Origin of the sequence: uncultured Pseudoteredinibacter sp., assembly GCF_947500695.1 — a bacterium.
GTDB lineage: Bacteria > Pseudomonadota > Gammaproteobacteria > Pseudomonadales > Cellvibrionaceae > Pseudoteredinibacter.
This window is the reverse complement of record NZ_CANMSS010000002.1, coordinates 156,028-179,443: the sequence shown is the minus strand read 5'-3', so window position 1 is coordinate 179,443 and position 23,416 is coordinate 156,028. Positions and strand designations below refer to the sequence as shown.

Annotated in this window: 28 protein-coding genes; 22 read left to right on the top strand and 6 right to left on the bottom strand. The window is 45.9% G+C overall.

Going from position 1 to position 23,416, the window contains the following annotated elements:
- Positions 1–113 precede the first annotated feature (113 nt).
- The 6 genes from Q1A08_RS04545 (at position 114) to Q1A08_RS04520 (ending at position 4,523) form a co-directional block, all read left to right on the top strand.
- Positions 114–497 (top strand): DUF423 domain-containing protein, encoded by a 384-nt coding sequence (locus Q1A08_RS04545; RefSeq protein WP_299770271.1) that lies wholly within the window; start codon positions 114–116, stop codon positions 495–497.
- A 2-nt stretch (positions 498–499) separates the two neighbouring features.
- Positions 500–1,201, top strand: coding sequence for a tRNA (guanosine(46)-N7)-methyltransferase TrmB (gene trmB / locus Q1A08_RS04540; protein WP_299770269.1), 702 nt, complete (start codon positions 500–502; stop codon positions 1,199–1,201).
- A gap of 169 nt (positions 1,202–1,370) precedes the next feature.
- Positions 1,371–2,027 (top strand): DUF2959 domain-containing protein, encoded by a 657-nt coding sequence (locus tag Q1A08_RS04535; protein ID WP_299770267.1) that lies wholly within the window; start codon positions 1,371–1,373, stop codon positions 2,025–2,027.
- Between the two features lie 32 nt (positions 2,028–2,059).
- Positions 2,060–3,169, top strand: a complete 1,110-nt coding sequence (locus tag Q1A08_RS04530) for an OmpA family protein (RefSeq protein ID WP_299770265.1) — start codon at positions 2,060–2,062, stop codon at positions 3,167–3,169.
- Positions 3,170–3,328: 159 nt separating this feature from the next.
- Positions 3,329–3,985 carry an isoprenoid biosynthesis glyoxalase ElbB gene (gene elbB, locus Q1A08_RS04525; protein WP_299770263.1) on the top strand — a complete coding sequence of 219 codons (657 nt, stop codon included), beginning with the start codon at positions 3,329–3,331 and terminating at the stop codon, positions 3,983–3,985.
- 49 nt (positions 3,986–4,034) lie between these two features.
- Entirely contained in the window at positions 4,035–4,523 is a 489-nt protein-coding gene (locus Q1A08_RS04520) for an LEA type 2 family protein (RefSeq protein ID WP_299770261.1), read from the top strand.
- Between the two features lie 14 nt (positions 4,524–4,537).
- On the opposite strand, the gene Q1A08_RS04515 is transcribed toward Q1A08_RS04520, so the two are convergent.
- The gene (locus Q1A08_RS04515; protein WP_299770259.1) at positions 4,538–5,044 is read right to left on the bottom strand and encodes a type II secretion system protein; all 507 of its coding nucleotides are present in this window, start codon (positions 5,042–5,044) and stop codon (positions 4,538–4,540) included.
- A gap of 185 nt (positions 5,045–5,229) precedes the next feature.
- On the opposite strand from Q1A08_RS04515, the gene Q1A08_RS04510 reads away from it, so the two are divergent.
- On the top strand, positions 5,230–5,568 hold the full coding sequence (locus tag Q1A08_RS04510; protein WP_299770257.1) for a hypothetical protein: 339 nt from the start codon (positions 5,230–5,232) through the stop codon (positions 5,566–5,568).
- A 12-nt stretch (positions 5,569–5,580) separates the two neighbouring features.
- Here the strand turns inward: Q1A08_RS04510 and Q1A08_RS04505 are convergent, their stop codons facing one another.
- A complete protein-coding gene (locus Q1A08_RS04505) occupies positions 5,581–7,479 on the bottom strand; it encodes an ATP-binding cassette domain-containing protein (protein WP_299770256.1) in 1,899 nt (632 codons plus the stop codon).
- Between the two features lie 29 nt (positions 7,480–7,508).
- On the opposite strand from Q1A08_RS04505, the gene Q1A08_RS04500 reads away from it, so the two are divergent.
- The 3 genes from Q1A08_RS04500 to Q1A08_RS04490 are packed head-to-tail and all read left to right on the top strand — an operon-like array spanning position 7,509 to position 9,323.
- Positions 7,509–7,991 (top strand): TIGR02444 family protein, encoded by a 483-nt coding sequence (locus Q1A08_RS04500; RefSeq protein ID WP_299770254.1) that lies wholly within the window; start codon positions 7,509–7,511, stop codon positions 7,989–7,991.
- A gap of 18 nt (positions 7,992–8,009) precedes the next feature.
- Positions 8,010–8,531: a DUF4124 domain-containing protein gene (locus Q1A08_RS04495; RefSeq protein ID WP_299770252.1), complete on the top strand. Its 522-nt coding sequence runs from the start codon at positions 8,010–8,012 to the stop codon at positions 8,529–8,531.
- Positions 8,532–8,588: 57 nt separating this feature from the next.
- Entirely contained in the window at positions 8,589–9,323 is a 735-nt protein-coding gene (locus Q1A08_RS04490; protein ID WP_299770249.1) for an FKBP-type peptidyl-prolyl cis-trans isomerase, read from the top strand.
- Between the two features lie 116 nt (positions 9,324–9,439).
- Here Q1A08_RS04490 and Q1A08_RS04485 read toward each other — a convergent pair whose 3' ends face one another.
- From Q1A08_RS04485 to Q1A08_RS04475, 3 genes are all read right to left on the bottom strand, one after another.
- Positions 9,440–10,600, bottom strand: coding sequence for an SRPBCC family protein (locus tag Q1A08_RS04485; protein ID WP_299770247.1), 1,161 nt, complete (start codon positions 10,598–10,600; stop codon positions 9,440–9,442).
- A 42-nt stretch (positions 10,601–10,642) separates the two neighbouring features.
- Positions 10,643–11,254 (bottom strand): TetR/AcrR family transcriptional regulator, encoded by a 612-nt coding sequence (locus Q1A08_RS04480; RefSeq protein ID WP_299770245.1) that lies wholly within the window; start codon positions 11,252–11,254, stop codon positions 10,643–10,645.
- Between the two features lie 126 nt (positions 11,255–11,380).
- On the bottom strand, positions 11,381–12,136 hold the full coding sequence (locus tag Q1A08_RS04475; RefSeq protein WP_299770243.1) for an NRDE family protein: 756 nt from the start codon (positions 12,134–12,136) through the stop codon (positions 11,381–11,383).
- Between the two features lie 103 nt (positions 12,137–12,239).
- Between Q1A08_RS04475 and Q1A08_RS04470 the strand changes: the two genes are divergently transcribed.
- The 10 genes from Q1A08_RS04470 (at position 12,240) to Q1A08_RS04425 (ending at position 20,830) form a co-directional block, all read left to right on the top strand.
- A complete protein-coding gene (locus tag Q1A08_RS04470) occupies positions 12,240–13,043 on the top strand; it encodes a sulfite exporter TauE/SafE family protein (RefSeq protein WP_299770242.1) in 804 nt (267 codons plus the stop codon).
- A gap of 18 nt (positions 13,044–13,061) precedes the next feature.
- Positions 13,062–13,886 (top strand): prolipoprotein diacylglyceryl transferase, encoded by an 825-nt coding sequence (lgt, locus tag Q1A08_RS04465; protein WP_299771096.1) that lies wholly within the window; start codon positions 13,062–13,064, stop codon positions 13,884–13,886.
- Between the two features lie 80 nt (positions 13,887–13,966).
- Positions 13,967–14,800 (top strand): thymidylate synthase, encoded by an 834-nt coding sequence (locus Q1A08_RS04460; RefSeq protein ID WP_299770240.1) that lies wholly within the window; start codon positions 13,967–13,969, stop codon positions 14,798–14,800.
- Positions 14,801–14,864: 64 nt separating this feature from the next.
- A complete protein-coding gene (locus tag Q1A08_RS04455; RefSeq protein WP_299770238.1) occupies positions 14,865–15,380 on the top strand; it encodes a dihydrofolate reductase in 516 nt (171 codons plus the stop codon).
- A 306-nt stretch (positions 15,381–15,686) separates the two neighbouring features.
- The gene (locus tag Q1A08_RS04450) at positions 15,687–16,472 is read left to right on the top strand and encodes a DUF3450 domain-containing protein (RefSeq protein WP_299770235.1); all 786 of its coding nucleotides are present in this window, start codon (positions 15,687–15,689) and stop codon (positions 16,470–16,472) included.
- Positions 16,469–17,839, top strand: coding sequence for a MotA/TolQ/ExbB proton channel family protein (locus tag Q1A08_RS04445; protein WP_299770234.1), 1,371 nt, complete (start codon positions 16,469–16,471; stop codon positions 17,837–17,839). Before Q1A08_RS04450 ends, Q1A08_RS04445 begins: the two co-directional genes overlap by 4 nt.
- Positions 17,840–17,849: 10 nt before the next feature.
- Entirely contained in the window at positions 17,850–18,377 is a 528-nt protein-coding gene (locus tag Q1A08_RS04440; RefSeq protein WP_299770232.1) for a MotA/TolQ/ExbB proton channel family protein, read from the top strand.
- Between the two features lie 68 nt (positions 18,378–18,445).
- A complete protein-coding gene (locus Q1A08_RS04435; protein ID WP_299770230.1) occupies positions 18,446–18,844 on the top strand; it encodes a biopolymer transporter ExbD in 399 nt (132 codons plus the stop codon).
- Positions 18,845–18,852: 8 nt separating this feature from the next.
- Positions 18,853–19,467, top strand: a complete 615-nt coding sequence (locus Q1A08_RS04430; protein ID WP_299770228.1) for a TonB family protein — start codon at positions 18,853–18,855, stop codon at positions 19,465–19,467.
- Positions 19,468–19,480: 13 nt separating this feature from the next.
- Positions 19,481–20,830 (top strand): tetratricopeptide repeat protein, encoded by a 1,350-nt coding sequence (locus Q1A08_RS04425; protein WP_299770226.1) that lies wholly within the window; start codon positions 19,481–19,483, stop codon positions 20,828–20,830.
- Between the two features lie 101 nt (positions 20,831–20,931).
- Here the strand turns inward: Q1A08_RS04425 and rppH are convergent, their stop codons facing one another.
- Positions 20,932–21,426 (bottom strand): RNA pyrophosphohydrolase, encoded by a 495-nt coding sequence (gene rppH, locus Q1A08_RS04420; protein ID WP_299770224.1) that lies wholly within the window; start codon positions 21,424–21,426, stop codon positions 20,932–20,934.
- 209 nt (positions 21,427–21,635) lie between these two features.
- On the opposite strand from rppH, the gene Q1A08_RS04415 reads away from it, so the two are divergent.
- A complete protein-coding gene (locus Q1A08_RS04415; protein WP_299770222.1) occupies positions 21,636–22,289 on the top strand; it encodes an HAD family hydrolase in 654 nt (217 codons plus the stop codon).
- The gene (locus Q1A08_RS04410) at positions 22,286–23,383 is read left to right on the top strand and encodes an imelysin family protein (RefSeq protein WP_299770219.1); all 1,098 of its coding nucleotides are present in this window, start codon (positions 22,286–22,288) and stop codon (positions 23,381–23,383) included. The genes Q1A08_RS04415 and Q1A08_RS04410 overlap by 4 nt, the downstream gene beginning before the upstream one ends.
- Positions 23,384–23,416: the final 33 nt, after the last annotated feature.

The window sequence follows — 23,416 nt, the reverse complement described above, 5'->3', positions numbered from 1 at the left end:
TTTATGCTTAGGCTGGTCGTGTTATTTGAATTGCTAAACAGATGACCCGCAAAAAGCTTGATGAAAGTTGCTGTGCTAATCGTAGCATTAACTGAGTTTGTACTGGGGTGCGAATGTACCGAACAATTCTCGCCATCGCGGCAATTAATGGTTTGATCGCGGTAGTCTTAGGTGCTTATGGGGCCCATGGGCTTAAACCCGAGTTGAGTGCGAAGCTTTGGTCCGCTTATAGCACCGCCAATCAATACCATTTTTACCACAGCTTGGCTTTATTGGCTTTGGCTGCATTCGCCGCCGTGAAGGCTTGGCCTAAGTTAATGTGGATAGCTTGGGGTTGGCAGTTAGGAATACTGCTGTTTAGCGGCAGCATCTATGCATTAGCCCTTGGTGCGCCAAGCTGGGTGGGGCCAATAACTCCTTTGGGTGGCCTTACCCTGATGATGGCTTGGGGTCTGTTAATACAGCAGGCTTTCAGTAATAAAGATGTAAAGAATTAGTTATGCAAGACTCTATTTTTAAACCCGAATACAAAGATAAATCGATTCGTAGCTTTGTGATTCGGGCCGGCCGTATGACCGATGGCCAGCGCAAAGCTTTTGAGCAGTGGTGGCCTAAATATGGCTTAAGCCTCTATTCTGGTAGCCAAAACTTCGATGAAGTATTTGGTCGCCAGGCTCCAAAGGTGCTTGAAGTGGGTTTTGGGATGGGGGATTCCCTGCTCGAGATGGCGAAAGCCGAACCTGAAAAAGATTTCATCGGAATCGAAGTGCACCCGCCAGGGGTTGGGCGTCTAATTAATAACGCCGGCAATGAAGGTGTCGAAAACCTACGTGTCTATATGGCTGATGCCAATGATGTTCTAGAAGATTGTGTCGCTGACGATAGTCTTGATCGCTTTCAGTTGTACTTTCCCGATCCTTGGCACAAAAAAAAGCATAATAAGCGCCGAATTGTGAATTCAGGCTTTATTCAGAAGATAGCTGGCAAACTTAATACTGCTGGTATCTGCCATATGGCAACCGATTGGGAGCCATATGCCGAGCACATGATGGAAACCATGAGCGCAGCTGAGCAGTTTGAAAACACCCAAGGTGAATACCTGTTTGCTAAAAGACCGGAATTTCGCCCAATAACTAAATTTGAACGTCGTGGCGATCGTCTTGGTCATGGCGTTTGGGATTTACTGTTCAAAAAGCGCTAGTGACTGTCGCTTCAGTACACTTGCCTCTTGCTACCCGCACTTGACGCCTAAAACGTGATCCTTTTCACGTTTGTGGGAATGTCGTTAAAAATACGCTAGAATGCCGCCCAATTAGCAGCGGGATGCTGTTTGGGGCATTCTTCAGCGTATCTTAAGACCGGGAAGCTTTATGATTCGACTGCCACATACCTTGCATAAGCTGACGCTTATTGCCCTATTATCCCTTGGCCTGATGGCCTGCCAATCGGCCTACTATTCCGCTATGGAATCCGTAGGTATGCATAAACGCGATATCTTAACGAGTCGGATCGAAGGTGTTCGTGACGCTCAAGTCGACGCTAAAGAGCAGTTTAGAGATGCTTTAGATCGTTTTAGCCAAGAGCTTGGTTACAACGGTGGCGAGCTGCAAAGTGTTTATGAAAATCTACGCGATGCTTACGAAGATAGTCAGCAAGAAGCTGACAATGTTAGTCGTCGAATTGATGAAGTTGAAGACGTAGCGGAAGCATTATTCGCAGAATGGGAAGACGAACTAGAGCAATACTCAAGCGCGAGTTTGCGCAGAGAAAGCCAATCCCAATTAAGAGATACGCGCAAACAGTACAAAAATATGCTGGTAACAATGCGCAGCGCTGAATCTAAAATGGCACCAGTGTTGAAGACGTTTAATGATCAGGTTTTGTATTTAAAGCACAACTTGAATGCTCGAGCGATAGGTTCGCTTAAGGCTGAATTCGGCGGTTTGCGCCGAGATATAAATACTTTGATTGCGCGTATGGAAGAGTCCATCGCGGAGTCAGACAAATTCATAAAAAATTTAAAGTAATACGCTTAAATCAATAATAGGAGTTCATGTTAATGAAAAACTTCCACAAACACGCATTAGTGGTAGCTCTGGGTGTGGCTGCTAGTGTTAGCTCTGTGAGCAGCCTGGCTGATGGCCATAGTGCCAGCAACCATAAGTACGAGGCATACTTAGGTGCCGCTCGCCAATTTATCGATGGCAAGCGCGGTATCGACAATGACACTGGTGTCGTTGTTGGCTTGGGTTATGTTCTGAATGAGAACTGGACCCTAGAAGGTGTTTTCAATGGTTTTGCTGCTGACACTGAAATTGGCGGAATCGATGTAGATGGCCGTCACTATCGTCTAGACGCTGTTTACAATATGGCTCGTAATGGTGCGTGGCAGCCATTCTTGGTAGGTGGTGCTGGCGATCAAGGTTTTGATGTTGATGGCGGTGACAATCACCGAGAGACCGCTCTTAACTTTGGTGGTGGTGCAAAATATTTCTTAAACGATCAGTGGGCTCTGCGTGGTGACTTGCGTGCTATCCACTCATTGGATGAAGAGGCTACTGACTACGCTTTGGGCTTAGGTGTGGCTTACTTAATGGGTGCTACCGCTGCTCCTCAAAAGCTAGATAGTGACGGTGATACTGTTGAAGATAGCCTGGATCAATGTCCAAATACTCCAGCTGGTGTAGCGGTTGACGGTAAGGGTTGTGCGCTAGATAGTGACCGTGATGGTGTTTTCGATTACGGCGATCTTTGTCCGAATACTCCAATGGGTACCAAGGTTGATAAAGATGGTTGTCCTGAAAAGATTGCTAAGACAGTTTCTATTGAGCTGGAAGTAAATTTTGATACTGACAGTGCCACTGTTAAACCACAGTACATCTCTGAAATCAAAGATGTTGCTGAATTCATGAAGCAGTACAACAAAACCAATGTTGAGCTAGCGGGCCACACTGACTCAACCGCTTCTGAAGCATACAACCAAGCCCTTTCTAACCGTCGTGCCAATGCGGTAGCTAAAGTGTTGGTTGAAACTTTCGACGTGGAAGCTGGCCGTGTAACCGCTACGGGTTACGGCGAGTCTCGCCCTGTTGCTGATAACAATACCGCTGAAGGTCGCGCTGCGAACCGTCGTGTAGTTGCTGAAATTAGCACAGAAACTGTAGAGTAAAATCTAACAGTTAGCATAAGAACCCGGCTTAGTCCGGGTTTTTTTATGCCTGAAATTCGAGAGTCGCGAAAGAATTTTTAAATCATGATTTTTATACGCTAGCTGGTAACATAGTAGCCATATAGCCAATTTGATTTAGTAAACCTAGAGGAGTTAGCAATGGCTAAAAAAGTAGCGGTAGTTTTGGCGGGCTGTGGTGTATTCGATGGGGCTGAGATTCACGAGTCAGTGTTAACTTTATTACGCTTGGATCAGCTGGGCGCACAGGTGACTTGCCTTGCCCCGAATATTGATCAAATGCATGTGGTCAATCATTTCATTGGTGAACCAGCAGAAGGGGAAACTCGTAACGTTTTGGTCGAAGCAGCGCGCATCGCTCGTGGAGATATCAAAGATATAGCCGCCGTTAATGCTGAAGATTTTGATGCAGTCATTGTACCTGGTGGCTTTGGAGCTGCAAAAAATCTATGTACTTTTGCTGTTGATGGCCCAGCAATGACAGTGAATGCAGATTTTGAGGCTTTTATTAAAGCAGCAAGAGCCGCAGGAAAAATTATTGGTTTGATGTGTATTGCTCCTGCGATGTCTGCCAAACTATTTGGTGCGAATGTTGTCTGTACTATAGGCAATGATGCAGAAACTGCTGCTGCCGTCGAGCAGAGCGGCGCTAATCATGAAAACTGCTCCGTTGATAATATTGTGATCGATGAACCCAATAAATTGGTGACTACACCAGCGTATATGCTGGCATCTTCTATCAGTGAAGCTGCGTTGGGTATTAATGCATTGGTAGAGAAAGTTATCGAATTAAGTTAGAGCTACCTAAATTTTAATAATTGGCCCCGCCGCGAAAAGTGAGGATTTAATGAACAAGGTGAGAGTAAGACAACTTTTTACACGGGGCTTCATTCTATTAAGTCTTGTTTGGCTGGGGGCTTGTAGCCACCTACCTAATGCCTTCGAGCAGCCCCGTCTCAATGTATTAAATATTCAAATGCTACCCGGGGACAATCTGGCGCCTTCTTTCAAGATAAAACTCAAAGTAGATAACCCTAACCGTTTCGACCTAGATCTTGTGGGGGCCTCTTACAGTGTCGAAATAGAAGGCTTTGAGTTAATACACGGCGTAGCAAAAGATATCCCAACTATTGCGGCCTATGATAGCCAGGAGCTGGATGTAAAAGCTCAGGCGAGTATGGTACAAGGGGTAAGGCTATTGAATAAATTGATGAAGAGTCAGGCCAAGCCACTGAATTACAAAATGACACTTAAGCTAGATACCGGTAATTTTCTATCGTCGATAAAAATAGAAGACAGTGGCCAAATCGATTTGGACGCTAGCAGCACACGCTGAGCAACTCCGCCTTATTAGCAATCGTTATCTACCACAGTAACGGTGCAATTGGGTGAGCCGAAAGAATCATAGATCACGTAACAGCCGCTGCCGCTTGGCGCAGAGCTGGGTATATCAAAACCAACAAAGGTATATTGATTGGTGACGCGGCTATCCATGCCACCACTTAAATTAATAAAGTCCACCATAGTAAAACGACTACCCAATTCAGCACGGCTTTCTGGACAGAGGTTTCGCCAATCCAGCTCTGAACTGCCTCCTGCAACATTGACTAAAAACTGTGATTGACCGCTAGGTGGGTTGCTACTGGCAGGCTCAATGCCTTGAGCCAAAGCCGCGGCTTTGGTCATTTGAGCCGTAGAGCGCATGGTTCCGGCAACGCCTTCTAGGGCGGCGACTTTGGCAGCTGAGGAAAGATCAACAAACTTTGGTGCTGCAACTGCGGCTAAGACGCCCAAAATCACAATAACTGCGATTAGCTCTATTAGGGTAAAGCCGCTGGCCTTAGTTTGTCCCGCCATGAAAGTTACTCTAGGTCCGTGTGTAGACAATTATAGACTATATAATTAACTCTTATGGCTAGCTGATAAGTGGTTGTTTTGAGGGTATATTAGTCAGGTTTTCTAGGTATCTGTATAAATGCCTAAAAACCTAGAACTGAGGTAAAAAGAGAACAAGAGACCAGTTAAGGAACGGAAAGAATCGTATGAATATCTCCAGGGAAGAACTAGCCGCTTTAGAAGAATTGAGGGGGCTAAACGAATTCGATCAGTTTAGATCTTTTGAAGAAGCTCGCTATGCCTGCTTTTTGACTCCGGGCATGAATAGCCGCTGGCTTAAGACCCAGCTGTTGCTAGTGTCGTCGATGCTAGTGTTTGCTGCACTGATCTTTATAGTTCTTCTGCGGCTTGGTTTAGGCGTAGAGTTATTCCTGCTGATGATTGCTGTTTTAATGGCTGCTCAGTATGGCTTGCGAAAATACTCACGTAGAAAGTACGTTGCATTAGTACGGCCCTTTTTAAAAAAGGACCAGCGAACGCAGTGATGAGTTGAACAGCTACTCACCGAGTGATTCCAGCTCCTCATTGAGCTCGAACCACTGCTCTTCCATATCATCAAGGTTTTTGCGCAGCTCTGCTTGTTCCTGCAAGAGCTGATTGAGCTCTTTGCTATCACCCTCATAAAGAGCGCTATCTGCCAGCCTGTTCTCAACTTTCTCAAGGCGCTCTTGAGAAGACTCCATTGAGCGATCGAGTTTTTTAATTTGATTACGAATAGGCTGTAGTTTTTGCCTTAGCGCAGCAGCAGATTGACGTTGCTCTTTTTTATCGTTTTTCGTTGGATTGACGGGGCTATTGCTGGCATCTTCGGCCTTGCTGCTTTGTTGAGATAGCCAAGCTTGATAATCCTCCAAGGTGCCATTGAATTCTTCCGCACGTTTGCTATCCACTAAGATGAATTGTTCAACTGTATTCTTCAGGAGGTGACGATCGTGGGATACCAATACGATAGCGCCTTCATAGGCTTGTAGAGCTATAGTTAATGCGTGTCGCATTTCTAAATCAAGGTGGTTAGTAGGCTCATCAAGCAGTAACACATTGGGTTTTTGCCAAGCAATAATGGCTAGCGCCAAGCGTGCTTTCTCGCCGCCTGAAAAATGCTCGATAGTTTCAAAAGCTCGGTCCCCTTGAAAGCCGAAGCTGCCTAAAAAGTTCCTAACTTCCTGCTCGCTGGCATTTGGGCTTAGGCGTTGAATATGCAATGCCGCAGAAGCTTGCATGTCCAAAGCTTCTAATTGGTGCTGCGCAAAATAACCGATGGCCAGATGTTCAGATTCGCTGATTTCACCTGCCTGCACAGCGAGGTTCCCGGCCAGGGCCTTCATTAAAGTGGATTTACCTGCGCCATTGTGACCCAGTAAGCCAATGCGACTGCTAGGCAAAATGGTGAGATTGATATTCTCTACAATACTTGTTTCGCCATAGCCCAATTGTACTTTCTGCAGATTAACTAAAGTCTGTGGGAGTTTGTCCGCTACCGGAATTTGAAAGTTAAAGGGAGAATCAATGTGAGCTGGCGCAATAGCTTCCATGCGCTCTAGCTCTTTCAGGCGGCTTTGGGCTTGTTTGGCCTTAGTGGCTTTGGCGCGAAAACGGCGAACAAAATTTTCAATTTCCGCGATGCGAGTCTGTTGTTTCTCGAATGCCGCTTGTTGTTGTGCTAATCGCTCAGCTTTTTGTTTTTCATAGCTACTATAATTACCGTTGTATAGTTCCAGCTTTTGATTGTGCAAATTAACAGTGTATTGGATGACGTTGTCTAAAAAATCTCTATCGTGCGAGATTATTAGCAGTGTACCGGGGTACATCTGCAGCCATTGTTCTAGCCAAACGGTAGCATCTAGATCAAGGTGGTTTGTCGGCTCATCAAGCAATAAGAAGTCGGATGGACACATTAAAGCTTGAGCCAGATTCAAACGAATGCGCCAGCCACCAGAAAACTCATGTACTTGCTTTTGGCTGTCAGCCTGGGTGAAGCCAAGCCCGTTTAATAAAGCTTGCGCTCTAGATTCGGCACTATAGCCCTGGTGTTGCTCAATTTCGCCGTACAGTTTAGCAAGAGTTTCACCGCAGGCGGCTTCTCCCTTGGCGTTTTCTTGCTCCAGTTTAACTTCGAGCTTACGCAGGGCTTGATCGCCATCGATCACGTAGTCGATGGCTTTTCGTTCGCTATGGGCGACTTCCTGAGCCATATGGGCTAAGCGCCAATTGCTGGGTATGGAGCAGCTGCCGGTATCGGCTTGCAGCTGGCCTAGTAGTAATTTGAATAGGCTGGATTTGCCGCTGCCATTTGCTCCGATTAGGCCAATTTTTTGCCCTGGATGAACGCGCAAAGCACAATGGTCTAGCAGAAGCTTATGGCCACGCTGTAAACTTAAATCTTGTATCTCAATCATGGCGGCTATTGTACTGCTGCGGGTATTAAATGACAGACCATACTGAAAATTTGTTGTGGCAGTTTAGTCTTGCTTACTATCAGCAACCCAAAGCTGCGAAATGCTTGTTGCTGCTTCAGGACGAATATGGGGCCCAGGTCAATATTCTGCTTTGGTGCCTTTGGCAGGGCGTTGATGGGTGCCTTATCTCAGCAGAAGATTTAGAGCGTGCTTTGGCTTTAATTGATAAGCACCAAAATAACTATCTTTTACCCACGCGTGAATTGCGAAGGGCGCTCAAAAATCATCCATTTGATACGGTTTATAAGCAGGCAAAGTCTCTCGAGTTGGAGCTAGAGCGCTGGGAGCAGCAGACATTGTTTGAGCTGAAGATATCATCGGGTCGTGGCCCGGATGCTGCGCAGCAAAACCTATTAATGTATGGTGAGCATCTAATGCACCAAGAAGAGCCGGGTCAGAGCTATAGTTCAGGCCTGAATTCACAGCTAGAACAACTACTAAAGTATTTATAGCTAGACCTTGGAGGTCCTATGCGTTTGTTTCTTACCCTTATGGCTCTGATCATTGTGCTTGCTTTGGCGGCGCCATTTGTACTGAAAAGGCCGGATGGTTTGCCTTGGATGGATGCCTCGGAACTGTCCCCCGATATTGAGGTCAATGGAAGCTATGAAAAGGCTAAGTTGGAGCTGTATCGCTGGTGGCATGGCTTGCGTCGAGATATTTTAGGCGACAAGCAGTCTGGGAAAACCAAGGCTTATCGCTGGCAAGACAGTGCCGGTAACTGGCATTTATCGGATACGCCCAACCCTGCTGGAACAGCGCAAGAGCTTTGGGTAGACCCAAATGCTAACTTGATGCAGTCGGTTCCCGTGCCGGAGCCCACAGAAGAAGCTGAAAATACTACTCAAGCTGATGCAAAGGCTGTACCCTTGCCGATGACTGTAAGTCCAGGACAGGCTCAGAAGTTGATGCAAGATGCTCAGCAAATTCAAGAGCTGGTGGATAAGCGCTATCAAGAGATAGACGCTCAGACAAATAAACGAAGTCAATAAAGTTAACGATATAGTTTAATGGGGCCAAGCCCCTCACGGACCAATTAGGAAGCAATAATGAAAAAGTTCGCGATTGCCGGTGTTGCTGCCGCTGTAATGCTTGTTGCAGGTTGTAATGAGCAGGCTAAAAAAGCACCAGAACAAGAGCTGGTGCTAGACACCATGGAAAAGAAGATCAGTTATATTCTGGGCTACGATGTTGCCGGTCGCTTTAAGCAGGATGAGATGAACCTAGATGCCGCCGCTATTTCTGCGGCGGTTAAAGACATCGCTGAAGGCAAAGAGTCTCGTTTGACTCCTGAAGAGATGCAGTCAGTAATGACTCAGTACCAGGAAAAGCAAATGGCTAAACAGCAAGAAGCCATTGAGAAAGCTCGTGTTGAGAGTGAAAAAGCGGGCGAAGAAAACCTAGCTGCCGGCCAAGCTTTCCTAGCCGAAAATGCTAAGAAAGAAGGTATACAAAGCACTGAAAGTGGTTTGCAATATGAAGTGATCACCGAAGGCAGTGGCCCTAAGCCGACCACCGATGATGCCGTACAGGTACATTATGTAGGTACTTTGATTGACGGCACTGAGTTTGATAGCTCGGTTGCACGTGGCGAGCCGGCGACCTTTAAAGTGACTCAGGTAATCCCAGGCTGGACCGAAGTTCTACAGTTAATGCCAGAGGGCTCAAAGTGGAAGGTTTATATCCCATCTAACCTAGCCTATGGCCCTGGTGGTACCGGTGGTATTATTGGGCCGAACGCCACTTTGGTTTTTGAAGTTGAGTTGCTAAAAGTTAACCCTTAATGAGTTAGCTATTTGCCTCACAATAAAAAACGCCGCAGATTGCGGCGTTTTTTATGGGTAGCTGTTTTGCAATGTAGTTACACCGCCCCATTCCAAAATATCAATTTTGAAAATGACTAGGTTTTCAAAGCCTCTTCAATATTGTCATGGAAGTAGCGCAACCCCTGTTCAAATCGTCCATGAAGAAACTCCTGGCAGGCGCCTGAATACAGGCCTTGCTGGACGTCGCTGGCCATACTGAAATCTTCTTCTAAAGCTCGATACAGAATTTCATTGTTTTTGCAAAAATAGGCAATCCCTTTTTCATTAGGCGCTTTGGCTAGCAGGGTAAAGTTAATCAGTTGTGTGTGTCCGATACCATCGGGATAAACAATAGAAACGTTTATATGATCGGGCTCTATTAACAGCAATGTATTTGGGAAGAGTAGGTAGAGAAAGTTGCCGTGCTCACGAACATGCCACTCGGATTCATCTTTTTCACGTAGGCTGGTAATGGTTTTTTTAGGGTAGAGATTACGCTGCTGCAGGCCAAACTTTTTGTAACTACCAACCGTGTCTAAAAACATAAAGTCGATGGTTTCTTTATGGGTTTTTTTGACATGGTAATTTTCCATAAAAGTATCAACCGCCAGCTTCCAATTTATCGGGCGATGGAAATCTTTTGGATCAAAAACGACATGGCTGTCTAATTGATAACCTTCTAAGTCTTGAATAATGCTGTCACCCAGTAGCTTGTCGAGCTCGGTTTCAAAGCCGCCATCTTTATCGCCCACCTTAATGGGGCTTAGTCGCAACCAAATAAAACCAAAGCGCTCGGTTAAGGGGAGCTCTGTGAGACTCTTGCAGCCTTCGGGCATATTGCTGAAACCATCGCGATGGGGAATGCCGCGTAGATTGCCATTGGTTTCATAAGTCCAGGCGTGATATTGACATACTAGGGAGCGTAAGCCTTTGCCACTAGCTTCGCGGGCGAGGCGTCCGCCGCGATGTTTGCAGACATTAATAAATGCTTTCAGGCTGCCATCTTTTTGGCGTAAAACAATGAGGGGAACTTTGCAGATTTCGCGGGTAAAGTAATCACCAGCTTCCGGCAGTTGGCTGCTATGCCCTACGATGATGGGCATCTCTTTGAAGAGTTGTTCTTCTTTGGCAAATTGATCTTTTCGAGTGTAGCAGTCAACATTGATACTGGAGCACTCGCTCTGCATATCAGTACTTTTATTTTCTTCGTAAGCCAGTATTTTTTTTATTAAGTCTATTTCAGCGTGTCTTTGCATTATCAGGCGTCTCTCTTATTGTATTTGTTAGATCACTATTTTTTAAAGCCCCATAGCTCTTGCCATAAAGGCCATAGTTTGATCGAGCATCTTGTTGGGGTCCTTGTTGAGTTGTGGGCTGTCAGATAGCAACTGCACAAGGAGCTCACGAATTCCGCCCATGATCATCGGGCAGGCAACATAGGCATTGATGTTGCTGTCGATTTCGCCACGCTCTTGGGCGAGTAGGACGTTCTCAATGGCAAGCTGAAGGTGAGCGGCTAAGCGCCGGCTTTCTACGGCGGCAACGAGAGGTTCTTTTTGGCGATTTAGGAACACCACTTTGGCGAGCGGATGTTTACGAATAAAGCTGATGCTGCGTTCCACCCTCGCTCTTTCGCGACTAATCCAATCGGCGCCCGGCAGTGGGTTGATATCTATTACCCATTGATCGTATTGATCGTAGAAGTCCTCAACGGTGGCGGCAATTAGATCTGTGCGGGAGTCGAAGTAACGGTAAATCAAGCCGCTGGACACTTGTGCAGTATGGGCGACATTTGCTATCTCCAAATCGCCACCGCGCGAAGCGAGTTCTTGGGCGGCAGCCACTAAAATCCGTTGCCGTGTCTGTTTGGCTTTTTGCCCAAATGTTTTGGTTTTTGCGTCGCTGCTCATGCTATTTCCGTCAATACCATTGATCTAGTGCATCTTAAGATGATGGAATATTGCTCAAAAGTAAAGTGAATTCACTTTATTTTTGACGTTTGGTGCATGCTGGACTTTCATTGCGGGCTTGTTTATTTAGAGTTTTTGCCGGAAATGGCGTCGTTCAACTTGGTCCATTGCCCCGTAAGGGTAGTTGTACTCATAGAAATTAAACTGATTCTGGCTCATTAGCACCACACTGGAACTGCGAGTGCCATAGTGTTCGCTACGAATAAACAGTGGACTTAATAAGACTTCGAGCTCCTCTCCGACACCAGTGTCCGGTAAGTTCTCATGATGCGCCTGATCGTCGAGTAGAAGTTGGCGCAAAGATTCCTCCTCGCTGCCCTGCTCTATGCAGCTTTTCAATTTTGCTAGGCCGTTGGTCGATTTAGGCCAGGGAGCATTAAAGGGGCCATTGCTTAATCCGTAGTACCCGGCACTCAACTGACCGGCGCTTTGGCCACGATTACTGATGTGCCATAACTCAGTTTTTTTGCCAATCAGCAGATTAAAGCCGGCGTAGTCTTGTGCTTCGCCTTCTAGTTCAGAGATAAATTCTGCTGGGCTTTGTTGGCCGCTAAGAAAACGACTTACCAATTGGCCGCGTGAGGGCCCCTCATGCGGGCTTGCCACGGATTCCCGGTAATTAGTTAGTGCGGCGAAACGGCCTTGGCGGCTCAGCCCCAGCCAGCTGCCCCCCGCCTCTAAATCTCGGCCCGCCAGAATGTCGGTATGATCTTCCCAGAAATCGGCGCGCGCAGTAGCTCTTTGATAGGCTTCATCGCGATTGGCCGCTAGTATCAGAGTTTGATCGGCACTTGGGTCAAAACGAAATAGGATCAGGCACATATTAAAAGTCGTAAATTAGAAATTGCTGGTGGAGTCTAGCAGAACTAGGCACCATAATGCCCTGCATCTGCTCCTAGGGAGCATTTTCAGTCTTGGGGGTGGCATGCTGTTTTTGATTTATGCGGTTCTAGGTGTTTTCGCGGGCATCATAGCGGGCTTATTTGGTGTCGGCGGCGGCATCATTATTGTACCGGTACTTATTTATAGCTTTGGCCTGTTGGGTTTCCCTGCTGAGCATATGGTCCATATGGCAATTGCCACCTCATTAGCATGTATTGTTACCACCTCGGTTAGCTCAATTTACGCCCATCACAAAAAAGGTGCAGTTGATTGGGCCTTGGTGTCCTTGATGGTTCCTGGTATTGCCGTTGGCAGTTGGCTAGGCGGTATGACCGCTGTGGGTATCAAAGGTGAGCACTTGCAAATAATAATCGGCGTTTTTGCTCTCTATACGGCCTGGAAAATGTGGAACAAATCAAAACAGGAGCAGGTCGAAAAGTCACTTCGATGGCCTTTGCTGGTACCTGTTTCAACTGGAGTAGGCTGGGCTTCAGCAATTTTTGGCATTGGTGGCGGCTCTTTAACCGTACCTTTTTTAAGCTCTCGGGGTGTGCAGGCTCAAAAGGCTGTGGCTTGCGGAGCTGCCTTGGGCTTTCCCATCGCCTTGGTGGGAACCTTAAGCTTTATATACAGCGGTTTGGCCATTGAAGGCTTGCCTGATCAAAGCTTTGGCCTGGTGTATTGGCCGGCGTGGATAGGAATTGCTGTATTTAGCACTTTGTCGGCTCGCTTTGGTGCCCAGTTAGCCCATAAATTATCCCCGCAGTTGCTGCAACGCTGCTTTGCTGGCTTTCTTTGTCTGGTAGGGCTCAACTTTATGCTTAGTGGTATTATGGCATCCCTCTGAAACGAGTGAATGAATTTTATGCAATATCCCGATATAGACCCGGTAGCGATTAACCTATTTGGCCTCAAGGTGCACTGGTACGGCATTATGTACCTGTTAGCCTTTGCGATGGCTTGGTATCTAGGTATGCGCCGTGCCCGTAAACCTTTTTCCCCGATTGCACCAAATCAAGTGGAAGACTTGATTATGTTTGGCGCCTTCGGGGTCATTTTGGGCGGCCGTTTTGGTTACGTTTTGTTTTATCATTTTGATAAGTTTTTGGTTGACCCTTTGTGGCTGTTTCGAGTTTGGGAAGGCGGCATGTCTTTCCATGGTGGCTTGCTTGGGGTTTGTGTGGCGATTTTCTTTTACTCGCGCAAAACCAACACAACCCTGTTGCAGTTGGGCGATTTTGTCGCGCCATTGGTGCCCTTAGGTTTGGGCTTTGGCAGGATTGGTAATTTTATCGGTCAGGAATTATGGGGAAGGGTTACTGATCCCGATGCGCCATGGGCGATGTATTTTCCAAATGACCCAATGAATGCGCGCCACCCTTCCCAGTTGTACCAAGCTTTCCTTGAGGGCTTGGTTTTATTTTTGCTGCTGTTTTGGTTTTCTAAAAACCCGCGCCCAAGAGGTGCTGTCAGCGGCTTATTTTTAGTGTTGTACGGCAGCTTCCGCTTTTTGGTTGAATTTGTTCGTGAACCTGATTCTCATTTGCAGGATCAACTGTGGCTAGGATGGGTAACACGTGGCCAGCTGTTGTCGTTGCCAATGATAGCAGCTGGAATTTTGCTTATGATTTGGGCTTACAGCTGGGCCAAGAAAAAAGACCAACAACAAACAGCGCAAGTAGAAGGTTAAGCTAGAGCGCGGGAAGCTTAGATTTGTGTTTTGCTCGCAGAAGTGGGCAACAGTACTTCGTATATAGAGAACAAACTTTAATGAAACAATATCTTGATTTAATGCGCCACGTGCGTGATCACGGTACAGAAAAGAGTGATCGTACAGGGACGGGTACGAAGAGTGTATTTGGTTACCAAATGCGCTTTGATTTAAGCCAAGGTTTTCCCTTAGTTACCACCAAAAAATGCCATCTTAAATCCATCGTGCATGAGCTGCTGTGGTTTCTAAATGGCGATACTAATACAGCCTACCTAAAAGAAAATGGGGTGAGCATCTGGGATGAGTGGGCAAGCCCAGAAGGCGATTTAGGGCCTGTATATGGCTACCAATGGCGTAACTGGCCTGCCCCTAACAGCAAGAGTATTGATCAAATAAGCCAGCTAATTGACATGATTAAAAGCAAGCCAGATTCTCGCCGTCTAATCATCTCCGCTTGGAATCCGGCGGATTTGCCGGACGAAACAATGTCTCCGCAGGCCAATGTTGCTGAGGGGAGAATGGCCTTGGCCCCCTGTCATACTATGTTTCAATTTTATGTGGCTGAAGGGAAGCTTTCCTGCCAGTTATATCAACGCAGTGCCGACATCTTTTTAGGTGTGCCTTTTAACATTGCATCTTATGCTTTGTTAACCATGATGATAGCTCAGGTTTGTGATTTAAAGCCTGGTGATTTTATCCATACCTTTGGTGATGCGCATCTCTATTCGAACCATGCTGAGCAAGTTGAGCTGCAATTACAGCGCAATCCTAAAGCGCTACCTACGATTAAAATTAATTCACAGGTAAAGGATATTTTTGCGTTTAAGTTTGAAGACTTTGAGTTGCAAAACTATGATCCTGATCCTCATATTCCAGCGCCAGTTGCTATTTAAAAAGGCGCCAGTTGCTAATTAAAAAATGTGTATTAAACACTGAGATTTATTAAGGGTAATTTTCGTGAGTATTTGTTTGGTGGTCGCAGCTGCTGAAAACAATGTTATCGGCATTGATAATAAAATGCCTTGGCATCTGCCAAAGGACTTGCAGTATTTTAAACAAGTGACCATGTCGAAACCGATTATTATGGGGCGTAAAACCTTTGACTCAATCGGTCGTCCGCTACCTGGTCGAGAAAATATCGTTATCACTCGCCAGCAAGAATGGCAGCATGACGGGGTGCGTGTAGTAAATAATATTGGCGCTGCGATTGAGCTAGCTGAGCAACTTTCTCCGCACAGCGATGTCATGATTATTGGTGGTGCTGAGATATATCGTCAGTCACTGGAGCGCGCGGATAAAATTTTCCTCACTAGGGTTTACACAGAGCTTGAGGGAGATGCTTTTTTTCCGGCGTTAAATGCCGCTCAATGGCGTGAAATTTCTTGCGAAAAACATGCGGCCTGTGAGCGTAATCCGTATCCATATGCCTTCTGCGTATTGGAGCGTGTTACTTCTGGAGACAAAAATACCTAGTAACATTTTCTGAGTATTCATTCGAGATTGCTTGAAAAGTGTTCAATTGTGTTGATTTTAACCGCCCTGTGACAGGTTTAATTTATATGTTACCTTAGTGCCCGATTGCAGTTGGGTAATGTGTTACCAGGCTGATACTTAATTACACAATTTTCAGGGGAGCCGGATTAACCGTTGAATCTTGCTCCAGCCTGTTATTACAATGGCGCACTCTTGACCTCGGCAAATGGATAATTTTTATAAACCATTTGCCAGTTAGAGAACGTCGCAAACTTAGTAGACAGAAGCACCCGAGTTGGGGGAAATATGAAGAAGCAGCGATTGAAAGCCGTGGCTTTAACCACAGTGCTTTCTGCCGGCGCGCTCATGGGGAGTGTAGCCCAAGCAGATCAAACTATTGATGCCATCCTTAAGGTTGGTCAGACTAAGGCCCAATCAGGGGCACAGTCTCAACAGAAAATCGATAAAATTGCCGAGCAAACTGGCAGTTTGTTACAAGATTTCAAAACCGTAAACAAGCAAATCGAAGGTTTGCGTGTTTATAACAAGCAGTTGGAAAAGCAAATTGCTAGCCAGTTGAAGGTTATCGACAATCTGACTAACTCCATCGATCAAGTAACAGTAATGGAACGTCAGATCCAGCCACTTATCCTGCGTATGCTGGAAGGTCTAGAGCAGTTCGTTGCTTTGGATATGCCTTTCCACACCGCTGAGCGTGAAGAGCGTCTAGAGATGCTACGCAATAACCAGGAACGTGCTGATATCCCTGTATCTGAGAAGTTCCGTCAGGTTCTAGAAGCCTACAAAATCGAGTCTGAGTACGGTCGTAAAATCGATACTTACAAAGATACTCTAGAAATCGACGGTCAAGAGCGTGAAGTTAATATTCTACGCGTTGGTCGTATCGCCCTAATGTACCAAACTACTGACACCCAAAAGTCTGGCGCTTATAACGCTAGCAGCCGTCAGTGGGAAGCGATTGATTCTGGTGAATATCGTGCTGCCATCCTAAAAGGCATCAAGATCGCTAAGAAACAAGCAACAATCGACATTATGGATCTACCAATTTTGGCTCCGGAGGCTGCACAATGAAAATGACCTTCGCCAAGCGCGTTATTGCTATTGCCGCAGCGGGCATGCTGTCTGCAGGCACTGCTATGGCCCAGGACAAAGCGGCATCTTTGGATGAACTGCTGAAAATGGTTAAAGATGCCAAAGTGGCAGAAACTGCTGATCAGCGTAAGCGTGAAGCCGATTTCCGTCGCCAAAAGGCTAACCAGCAGGCTTTGTTAAATCAAGCTAGGCAGACTAAAGCCAACGAAGAAGCTCGTTCTGTTCGTTTAGAGAAAAACTACGAAGAAAACGAAGCGGCTGTTGACCAGAAACGCCAGCAGTTGCAAGAGCGTCTAGGTTCTTTGAAAGAGCTATTCGGTCATCTGACTTCTGCAGCGGGTGATTTACGTGCAAACGTTGATAACTCTCTAGTAAGTGCTCAGTACGGTGAGCGTGCTGAATTTCTTGATAATCTGATCGAGAAAATGAACAGCGCTGACCAGCTGCCTACTATCGAAGAGATTGAGCAGCTATGGTACGAAATCCAGCGTGAAACCATTGAAGGCGGTAAAGTGGCTAAGTTCACTGGTACCGTAATCAAGCCAAATGGTGATAAGGCCGACCAAGACGTTATTCGTATTGGTACTTACAACCTGCTATCTGATGGTAACTACCTAACTTTCAAAGAAGGCAAGCTAGAAGAGCTGCTGCGTCAGCCTACTGCTTTCCAAGCTGCTGCTAAAGATCTAGAGTCTGCTGCCCCTGGTACCTTTACCAAGGTTGGTGTTGACCCTACTGGTCCTTCCGGCGGTACTTACCTGGGTGCATTAATTAACAGCCCATCTATCGTTGAACGCTGGCATCAGGGTGACCTAGTTGGTTACATCATTACCGGTGTTGGTGTATTCGCAATGCTATTGGCTATCTTCCGCTTGATCGTTCTAACTGGCATGTCTGCCAAGGTTAGTGCTCAGTTGAAGTCTGACAAGGCCAACACTAACAACCCTCTGGGTCGTGTGTTGAAAGTTGCAGAAGACAATCCTGGTCTAGATGGCGAAACTTTGGAACTGAAGCTAGAAGAGGCGGTTCTAAAAGAAAAGCCTGCTATCGAATCTGGCTTGCAGCTATTGAAGATTATCTCTGCTGTGGCGCCGCTATTGGGTCTATTGGGTACCGTAACCGGTATGATCGTGACCTTCCAGGCGATTACTATCTTCGGTGCTGGTGATCCTAAGGCAATGGCCGGCGGTATCTCTGGTGCTCTAGTAACCACAGTACTAGGTCTGGTTGTAGCTATTCCTACTGTATTGATGCACACCTTGGTTAACGGTCGTGCGCAGCGTGTACTGCACATCTTAGATGAGCAAAGCGCTGGTCTAGTAGCTGAAAACGTAGAAGCTAAGTAGGAGATTGCTCATGACGGCATTAATGGATCAATTAGAAGCCATTAAGGCCTTTGTGGAGTCGGGTGGTGAGGTTCTTATCTTGATCGCCATCCTGACTTTTGTCATGTGGACACTGATTTTCGAACGTTTGTGGTATTTCAAGGGTAATCTAAAGCGCGACGTGCAAGGTGCTTTAGATACTTGGGAAGCTCGTCCAGAGCGCCAGTCTTGGAATGCCCACCAAATTCGTTATGCACTGATCTCTCGTGTTAGTGAGAATGTACGCATTAATATGAGCATGATCGAAACCCTAGTATCCCTAGCACCATTATTTGGTCTATTGGGTACGGTTTGGGGGATGATCGAAGTGTTTAACGTATTGGCCATTACTGGTGGTGGTGATGCGAAGTCCATGGCTAGTGGTGTATCCAAAGCAACAATCCCGACAATGGCGGGTATGGTTGCGGCGCTTTCGGGCGTATTTGGTAACACTCTAGTGACTCGTATTGCCGAACGCGAAAATCAGTTACTTGCCGATCACCTGACGATGGACCACTAAGCAGCCAGCCTGCTTAGTGCCCACAAGGCAGACGCTAAGTATTAATCGGTTATGTTAAGAGAGTAACCATGGCCAAAAAAAGAAAAGTTGAAGAGGAAGGCGGCATCGATTTAACACCCATGCTAGACGTGGTGTTCATCATGTTGATCTTCTTTATCGTAACGGCTTCTTTTATTAAGGAAACCGGTATCGAGATTAATCGACCTGATGCGACGACTGCAGAGCAGAAGTACAAGTCGAATATCTTGATTGCGATTAGCGACAACAATGAAATCTGGATCGACAAGAGCCGCATTGATGAGCGCCAGGTGCGTAACCGCATCGAGCAATTACGTGCGGAGAACCCGAAAGGGGGAATTGTGGTTCAGGCGGATGACAAAGCAAGCATTGAAACCCTAACGTTGGTAGTGGATGCTGCCCGTGATCTGGGTGTCACTGACGTTGCTGTGGCGACAGAGAAGAACTAGGGCAAGCTATGAATCCAATACGACTCATAATAGCCGGAGCCATTGCATTGGCAGTGACTTTTGGCTTGTTCGTTTTGATGCATACTTTGATCGCGGCGAATATGACAGAACCTGAAGAAGGTGAGGCGACTAAAATTGCCGATATTCATATGCCGGAAACTAAGATCGAGACCCGCTTCGAAACCGAAAAACCTGAGAAACCCGAAGAGCCGGACGAGCCACCACCAGAGATGCCTCAACCTGAATTCGATACCCCTGATGTTAGCCCAGACGCTATCAACATGGGTGCGCCGAAGGTACAAGCAAATCTAAATGTGGCTGGTGTTGGTGGCTTCTCTTCCGATGGTGAATACTTGCCTATCGTGAAGGTTCAGCCCCAGTATCCTCGCCGAGCGCTAAGCCGTGGTATTGAAGGTTATGTAATTGTTGAGTTTACCGTGACCAAGAGTGGTGCGGTTGCTAATCCGGTAGTTGTAGAGCATGTACCTGAAGGCTCCACCATCTTTGCTAAAGCAGCAATGAAGGCGGCCTTGAAGTTTAAGTACAAGCCACGGGTTGTTGACGGTGAGCCAATCGAGGTTCCAGGTGTACGCAACAAGATATCCTTCGCCATTGCACAATAGAATGGGTAACAACATGAAAATGACGGCTGCGGCAACAAAGCTCGTCAAACACACTCTGCTGGCGGCACCGCTTATGCTTGCCCCAGCAGTATCAAGTGTGGTGATGAAAGCTTTTAATCAAGACGCGACTTTCGGTGCGGCTTACGCTCAAGAAGCGAAGAAAAAGCCTGCCCAAAAAACGCGCAAAACACCGGCTCTTAGTCAGAAGGTGTTTAAGAAGCTAGAAGCTCCTAACCAGTTGATTAACCCTGAAAAGGGTGAACCTGACTACCGTGGTGCTATCAAGCTTTTAAATGATATCAATATCACCAAGTTTAACCGTTACGAGAAGGCTCAGGTATATAACCTGAAAGGCTATGCTTACTACAGCATGGAAGACTATCGTAATGCGATTAAAGAGTACAAATTGCTACTCTCAATGAGCCCGGATATCCCTCTAGGCCTTGAAGTGCAAACTCTTTATATCGTTGGTCAGCTTCAATTTGTATTGGAAGATACTATTGAAGCAGAGAAAACCCTTGAAAAATGGATGGCAATTGCTCCGATTATTGGTGCCGACGCCCACGCGATGCTGGGTCAGGTTTACTACACCAATAAAAAGACCAAGAAGGCCATCGGGTCCATCAATACTGCGGTAGAGATGTACGACAAAAAGGGTAGGACGCCTAAAGAGAACTGGTTCCAGATCCTAAGTGCCCTGCACTACGATGACAATAACACTAAGAAAGTTATTGAAATCCTAGAGCGTATGGTTCGCTTGTATCCGAAGAAGACTTACTGGCGCCGTTTGGCTGGTATGTACGGCTTGGATAACCGCGAAAAGGATCAGTTGTTCGCCTATGATGCTGTGTATCAAATGGGTGGCTTGACCAAAGAAAAAGAGCTGATGAACTTAGCTTATCTATATATGGGTGAAGATGTTCCCTATATGGCTGCTAAAATCATGAAAAAAGGCTTGGCGAATAAGATTATTGAGCCAACTTCTAAAAACCTAGAGGTTTATGCGACGGCATTGCGCATGTCTCAGGAGATTAAGAAGTCTATTCCAGTAATGGAACAGGCGGCGTCAAAATCTGACGGTGGTGATTTGTATGCTCGTCTGGCTGGTATTTACCTAGACAGCGACAATAACAAGAAGGCCGTTGAGGTTGGTGAGAAGGCTTTGAAGAAAGGTGGTGTGAAGCGTAAAGATCAGCTTTATATTACTTTGGGCATGGCCAATGCTAATCAAAAACGCTATGGCGCAGCTATCAAGCACTTTAAAGAGGCGGCTAAAGACAAGCGTAGCAAGAAATTTGCGAACGGTTGGATTAAGTACTGTCAAAATGAGCTTGAGCGTGAGCGTAAGCTAGCGGCTTCTTAAGCTGTTAGTTAAAGCCACAAAAAAAGCCGCTATATGCGGCTTTTTTTGTGGCTGTTACATCGTTGAATGTCAGAAACAATTCGGCACCGGATCAATAAAGCTTAACGACCATTCTCTTCCAGCGCAGTATGTCTAGGTGCAAGCTCTTTTAAAGCGCGACGATAGACTTCTTGTTTAAAGGAAACGACTTTACCAATTGGATACCAGTAATTGACCCACTTCCAGTGATCAAATTCCGCACTGCCGATTTTATTTAAGCAAACTTTACTTTCATCACAGAGCATACGAAGCAAATACCACTTCTGCTTTTGGCCGATGCATAAGGGGTTTGAGTGTCTACGGATTAGGCGCTTAGGAAGTCGATAGCGTAACCAACCACGGGTGACTGCGAGTACTTCGACATCTGACTTCTCTAATCCAACTTCTTCGTATAACTCACGAAAAAGTGCTTGTTCTGGGGATTCGTTGTCGTCTATCCCGCCTTGGGGGAATTGCCAAGCGTCTTGGCCGCCAATTCGGCGCGCCCAAAGGGCTTGACCTTTGTCATTACAAATTATGATCCCAACATTGGGACGAAAACCATCTGCGTCTATCAAGGATTGCTCCAGGGGTAGCTACAAACGCGATCAAGAGCAGGGCACGAAGGTACATTTTGCTGATCTGCGTAGCAGCCTCAAAGATTTAATTACCAACATTGTTTCATAAGTTTGACATTAGGGCCATAAGTTGAGGTAAATTTACTGTGCCTAGTAGAATGCTTTTACCCTACAATAGAGTCTTTCTACACTATTTAGAGAGCAGTACCATGACCCTTGCGCTATTTGATCTTGATAACACCCTGATTTGTGACGACAGTGATAATTTATGGGGCGAGTTTCTCGTAGGGGAAGGTTTAGTGGATGCTGCGGAATATGGCGAAAAAAATGAAAAATTCTATCAAGACTATAAGCGCGGCGAATTGGATATCTATGCCTATTTACAGTTCGTTGCTAGAGGTATTAACTCCATTGAGGCTTCCAAACGTGAATCTATAAGATCCAAGTTTATGGAAGAAAAAATAAAAAAGGTAATGTTACCCAAAGCCGCGGCTCTCTTGGATGAGCACAGGAAGCAAGGGCACACCATTATGGTAATTACCGCGACTAGTAGCTATATCACCCAGCCCATTGTTAATGCCTTGGGTATTGAGCTGTTACTGGCCCCAGAGTTGGAGCAAAAGGGCGACTATTTTACTGGTGGGGTTGTTTCAACGCCAACATTTCAGCAAGGAAAAGTAGAGAGACTTGAAACTTGGCTTGCCCAAAATAATGAATCAATATCAGGTGCATATTTCTATTCCGACTCCCACAACGACTTGCCCCTGCTAAAGGTGGTCGATAACCCTGTCGCTGTAGATCCGGATGAAAAGCTTGAAAAGTATTGCGAAAAAAATAATATTCCGGTGATCAGTCTACGATGAAAAAAAGGAATTCGGTACTTTCATTGCCATCAACACCTTTTTTGATTGTACTTTTTGTTTTGCAGTTTTGCTTACTAGGATGTAATGAAGCTCCAGAGCAGCTGCAGGGTGAAACAATAACCGAGACAAAAACGGAAAGCTTGCTGCTGAGCCAGGATGACGAATTAAAGCTAAAGAAGCTGGTGGCAGAATACTGGAAAAAGGTGAGAGTCTCAGCTTCAGATAATAGGCAAAAACTAAGCGTATTAAATGAGATGGTTGATGACTTCCTAAGTAATCCCAGTGACGAGTCGCTCACGGCTGTAAAAGAGCAGTGGATAGAGAGCTATCTCTCATATCAAGCTTTGGCCACAGTTGCTCAGTTTCATCTGTCAATGCCTAATGTATATGCTGATCAGCGTAATATCTGGTTGGCGATTGACCCTTATCCAATTGCTGTTGGCTATATAGATGATTTTGGCCCCTATAAAGGAGTGGGGATTGTTAATGATTTGCTTGTAGAGATTAATGAGACATCGGTTCGTTCTCAGCATGCAATTACAGATCCAAGTGAAGCTATACTGGGGTATTTGCCATTAGCCTTCTTACTCTGGGGCGATAATATCTCCAATGCAGAGCGTGTAGATGATTACAAAATTAATGGCAACCAAAACATTCAAAGAAGGCGGCAGCTACTAGAGGTGGTGAGTACGGCTTTGGCAAATGACGTAAAGGTTCTAGAGCAATGGTTATCAGACACTGGTCAAATTGATGTGCTCTTTTATCGCCTTCCAGTGTTGGCGCAAATTGAACTTATAAAAAGATCAAGCGCTGCATTCGCTGAGTACAGTATTCTTGCTGTATTACAGGACGAGGCTAAAGATGATTGGCGACCAGGTGAAATATGGTCGAAAGTTTTGTCTGTACAAGTAAGGCAGCTAAATGACAATATTGAATTGCTAAAAGCTGCGAACACGCTACCACTAGATATCTCGGTCGAAGCTATCGAAAATAATGAAGCATCTACAGCTCTACAAGATGATGTATTTTCAAAAAATCAGAATGCCAGGCTTATTGAGAGCTTAGAGCGGTTAGTTAATGAAGCTAAGAATTAGGCTCGACCCGTGATGTTGTTGTCGAGCCTCAAT

Bases quoted from the DNA above. Each gene is read 5' to 3' on its own strand.
- Q1A08_RS04545 (WP_299770271.1), top strand. From the start codon at position 114: ATGTACCGAACAATTCTCGCCATCGCGGCAATTAATGGTTTGATCGCG.
- trmB (WP_299770269.1), top strand. From the start codon at position 500: ATGCAAGACTCTATTTTTAAACCCGAATACAAAGATAAATCGATTCGT.
- Q1A08_RS04535 (WP_299770267.1), top strand. From the start codon at position 1,371: ATGATTCGACTGCCACATACCTTGCATAAGCTGACGCTTATTGCCCTA.
- Q1A08_RS04530 (WP_299770265.1), top strand. From the start codon at position 2,060: ATGAAAAACTTCCACAAACACGCATTAGTGGTAGCTCTGGGTGTGGCT.
- elbB (WP_299770263.1), top strand. From the start codon at position 3,329: ATGGCTAAAAAAGTAGCGGTAGTTTTGGCGGGCTGTGGTGTATTCGAT.
- Q1A08_RS04520 (WP_299770261.1), top strand. From the start codon at position 4,035: ATGAACAAGGTGAGAGTAAGACAACTTTTTACACGGGGCTTCATTCTA.
- Q1A08_RS04515 (WP_299770259.1), bottom strand. From the start codon at position 5,044: ATGGCGGGACAAACTAAGGCCAGCGGCTTTACCCTAATAGAGCTAATC.
- Q1A08_RS04510 (WP_299770257.1), top strand. From the start codon at position 5,230: ATGAATATCTCCAGGGAAGAACTAGCCGCTTTAGAAGAATTGAGGGGG.
- Q1A08_RS04505 (WP_299770256.1), bottom strand. From the start codon at position 7,479: ATGATTGAGATACAAGATTTAAGTTTACAGCGTGGCCATAAGCTTCTG.
- Q1A08_RS04500 (WP_299770254.1), top strand. From the start codon at position 7,509: ATGACAGACCATACTGAAAATTTGTTGTGGCAGTTTAGTCTTGCTTAC.
- Q1A08_RS04495 (WP_299770252.1), top strand. From the start codon at position 8,010: ATGCGTTTGTTTCTTACCCTTATGGCTCTGATCATTGTGCTTGCTTTG.
- Q1A08_RS04490 (WP_299770249.1), top strand. From the start codon at position 8,589: ATGAAAAAGTTCGCGATTGCCGGTGTTGCTGCCGCTGTAATGCTTGTT.
- Q1A08_RS04485 (WP_299770247.1), bottom strand. From the start codon at position 10,600: ATGCAAAGACACGCTGAAATAGACTTAATAAAAAAAATACTGGCTTAC.
- Q1A08_RS04480 (WP_299770245.1), bottom strand. From the start codon at position 11,254: ATGAGCAGCGACGCAAAAACCAAAACATTTGGGCAAAAAGCCAAACAG.
- Q1A08_RS04475 (WP_299770243.1), bottom strand. From the start codon at position 12,136: ATGTGCCTGATCCTATTTCGTTTTGACCCAAGTGCCGATCAAACTCTG.
- Q1A08_RS04470 (WP_299770242.1), top strand. From the start codon at position 12,240: ATGCTGTTTTTGATTTATGCGGTTCTAGGTGTTTTCGCGGGCATCATA.
- lgt (WP_299771096.1), top strand. From the start codon at position 13,062: ATGCAATATCCCGATATAGACCCGGTAGCGATTAACCTATTTGGCCTC.
- Q1A08_RS04460 (WP_299770240.1), top strand. From the start codon at position 13,967: ATGAAACAATATCTTGATTTAATGCGCCACGTGCGTGATCACGGTACA.
- Q1A08_RS04450 (WP_299770235.1), top strand. From the start codon at position 15,687: ATGAAGAAGCAGCGATTGAAAGCCGTGGCTTTAACCACAGTGCTTTCT.
- Q1A08_RS04445 (WP_299770234.1), top strand. From the start codon at position 16,469: ATGAAAATGACCTTCGCCAAGCGCGTTATTGCTATTGCCGCAGCGGGC.
- Q1A08_RS04440 (WP_299770232.1), top strand. From the start codon at position 17,850: ATGACGGCATTAATGGATCAATTAGAAGCCATTAAGGCCTTTGTGGAG.
- Q1A08_RS04435 (WP_299770230.1), top strand. From the start codon at position 18,446: ATGGCCAAAAAAAGAAAAGTTGAAGAGGAAGGCGGCATCGATTTAACA.
- Q1A08_RS04430 (WP_299770228.1), top strand. From the start codon at position 18,853: ATGAATCCAATACGACTCATAATAGCCGGAGCCATTGCATTGGCAGTG.
- Q1A08_RS04425 (WP_299770226.1), top strand. From the start codon at position 19,481: ATGAAAATGACGGCTGCGGCAACAAAGCTCGTCAAACACACTCTGCTG.
- Q1A08_RS04415 (WP_299770222.1), top strand. From the start codon at position 21,636: ATGACCCTTGCGCTATTTGATCTTGATAACACCCTGATTTGTGACGAC.
- Q1A08_RS04410 (WP_299770219.1), top strand. From the start codon at position 22,286: ATGAAAAAAAGGAATTCGGTACTTTCATTGCCATCAACACCTTTTTTG.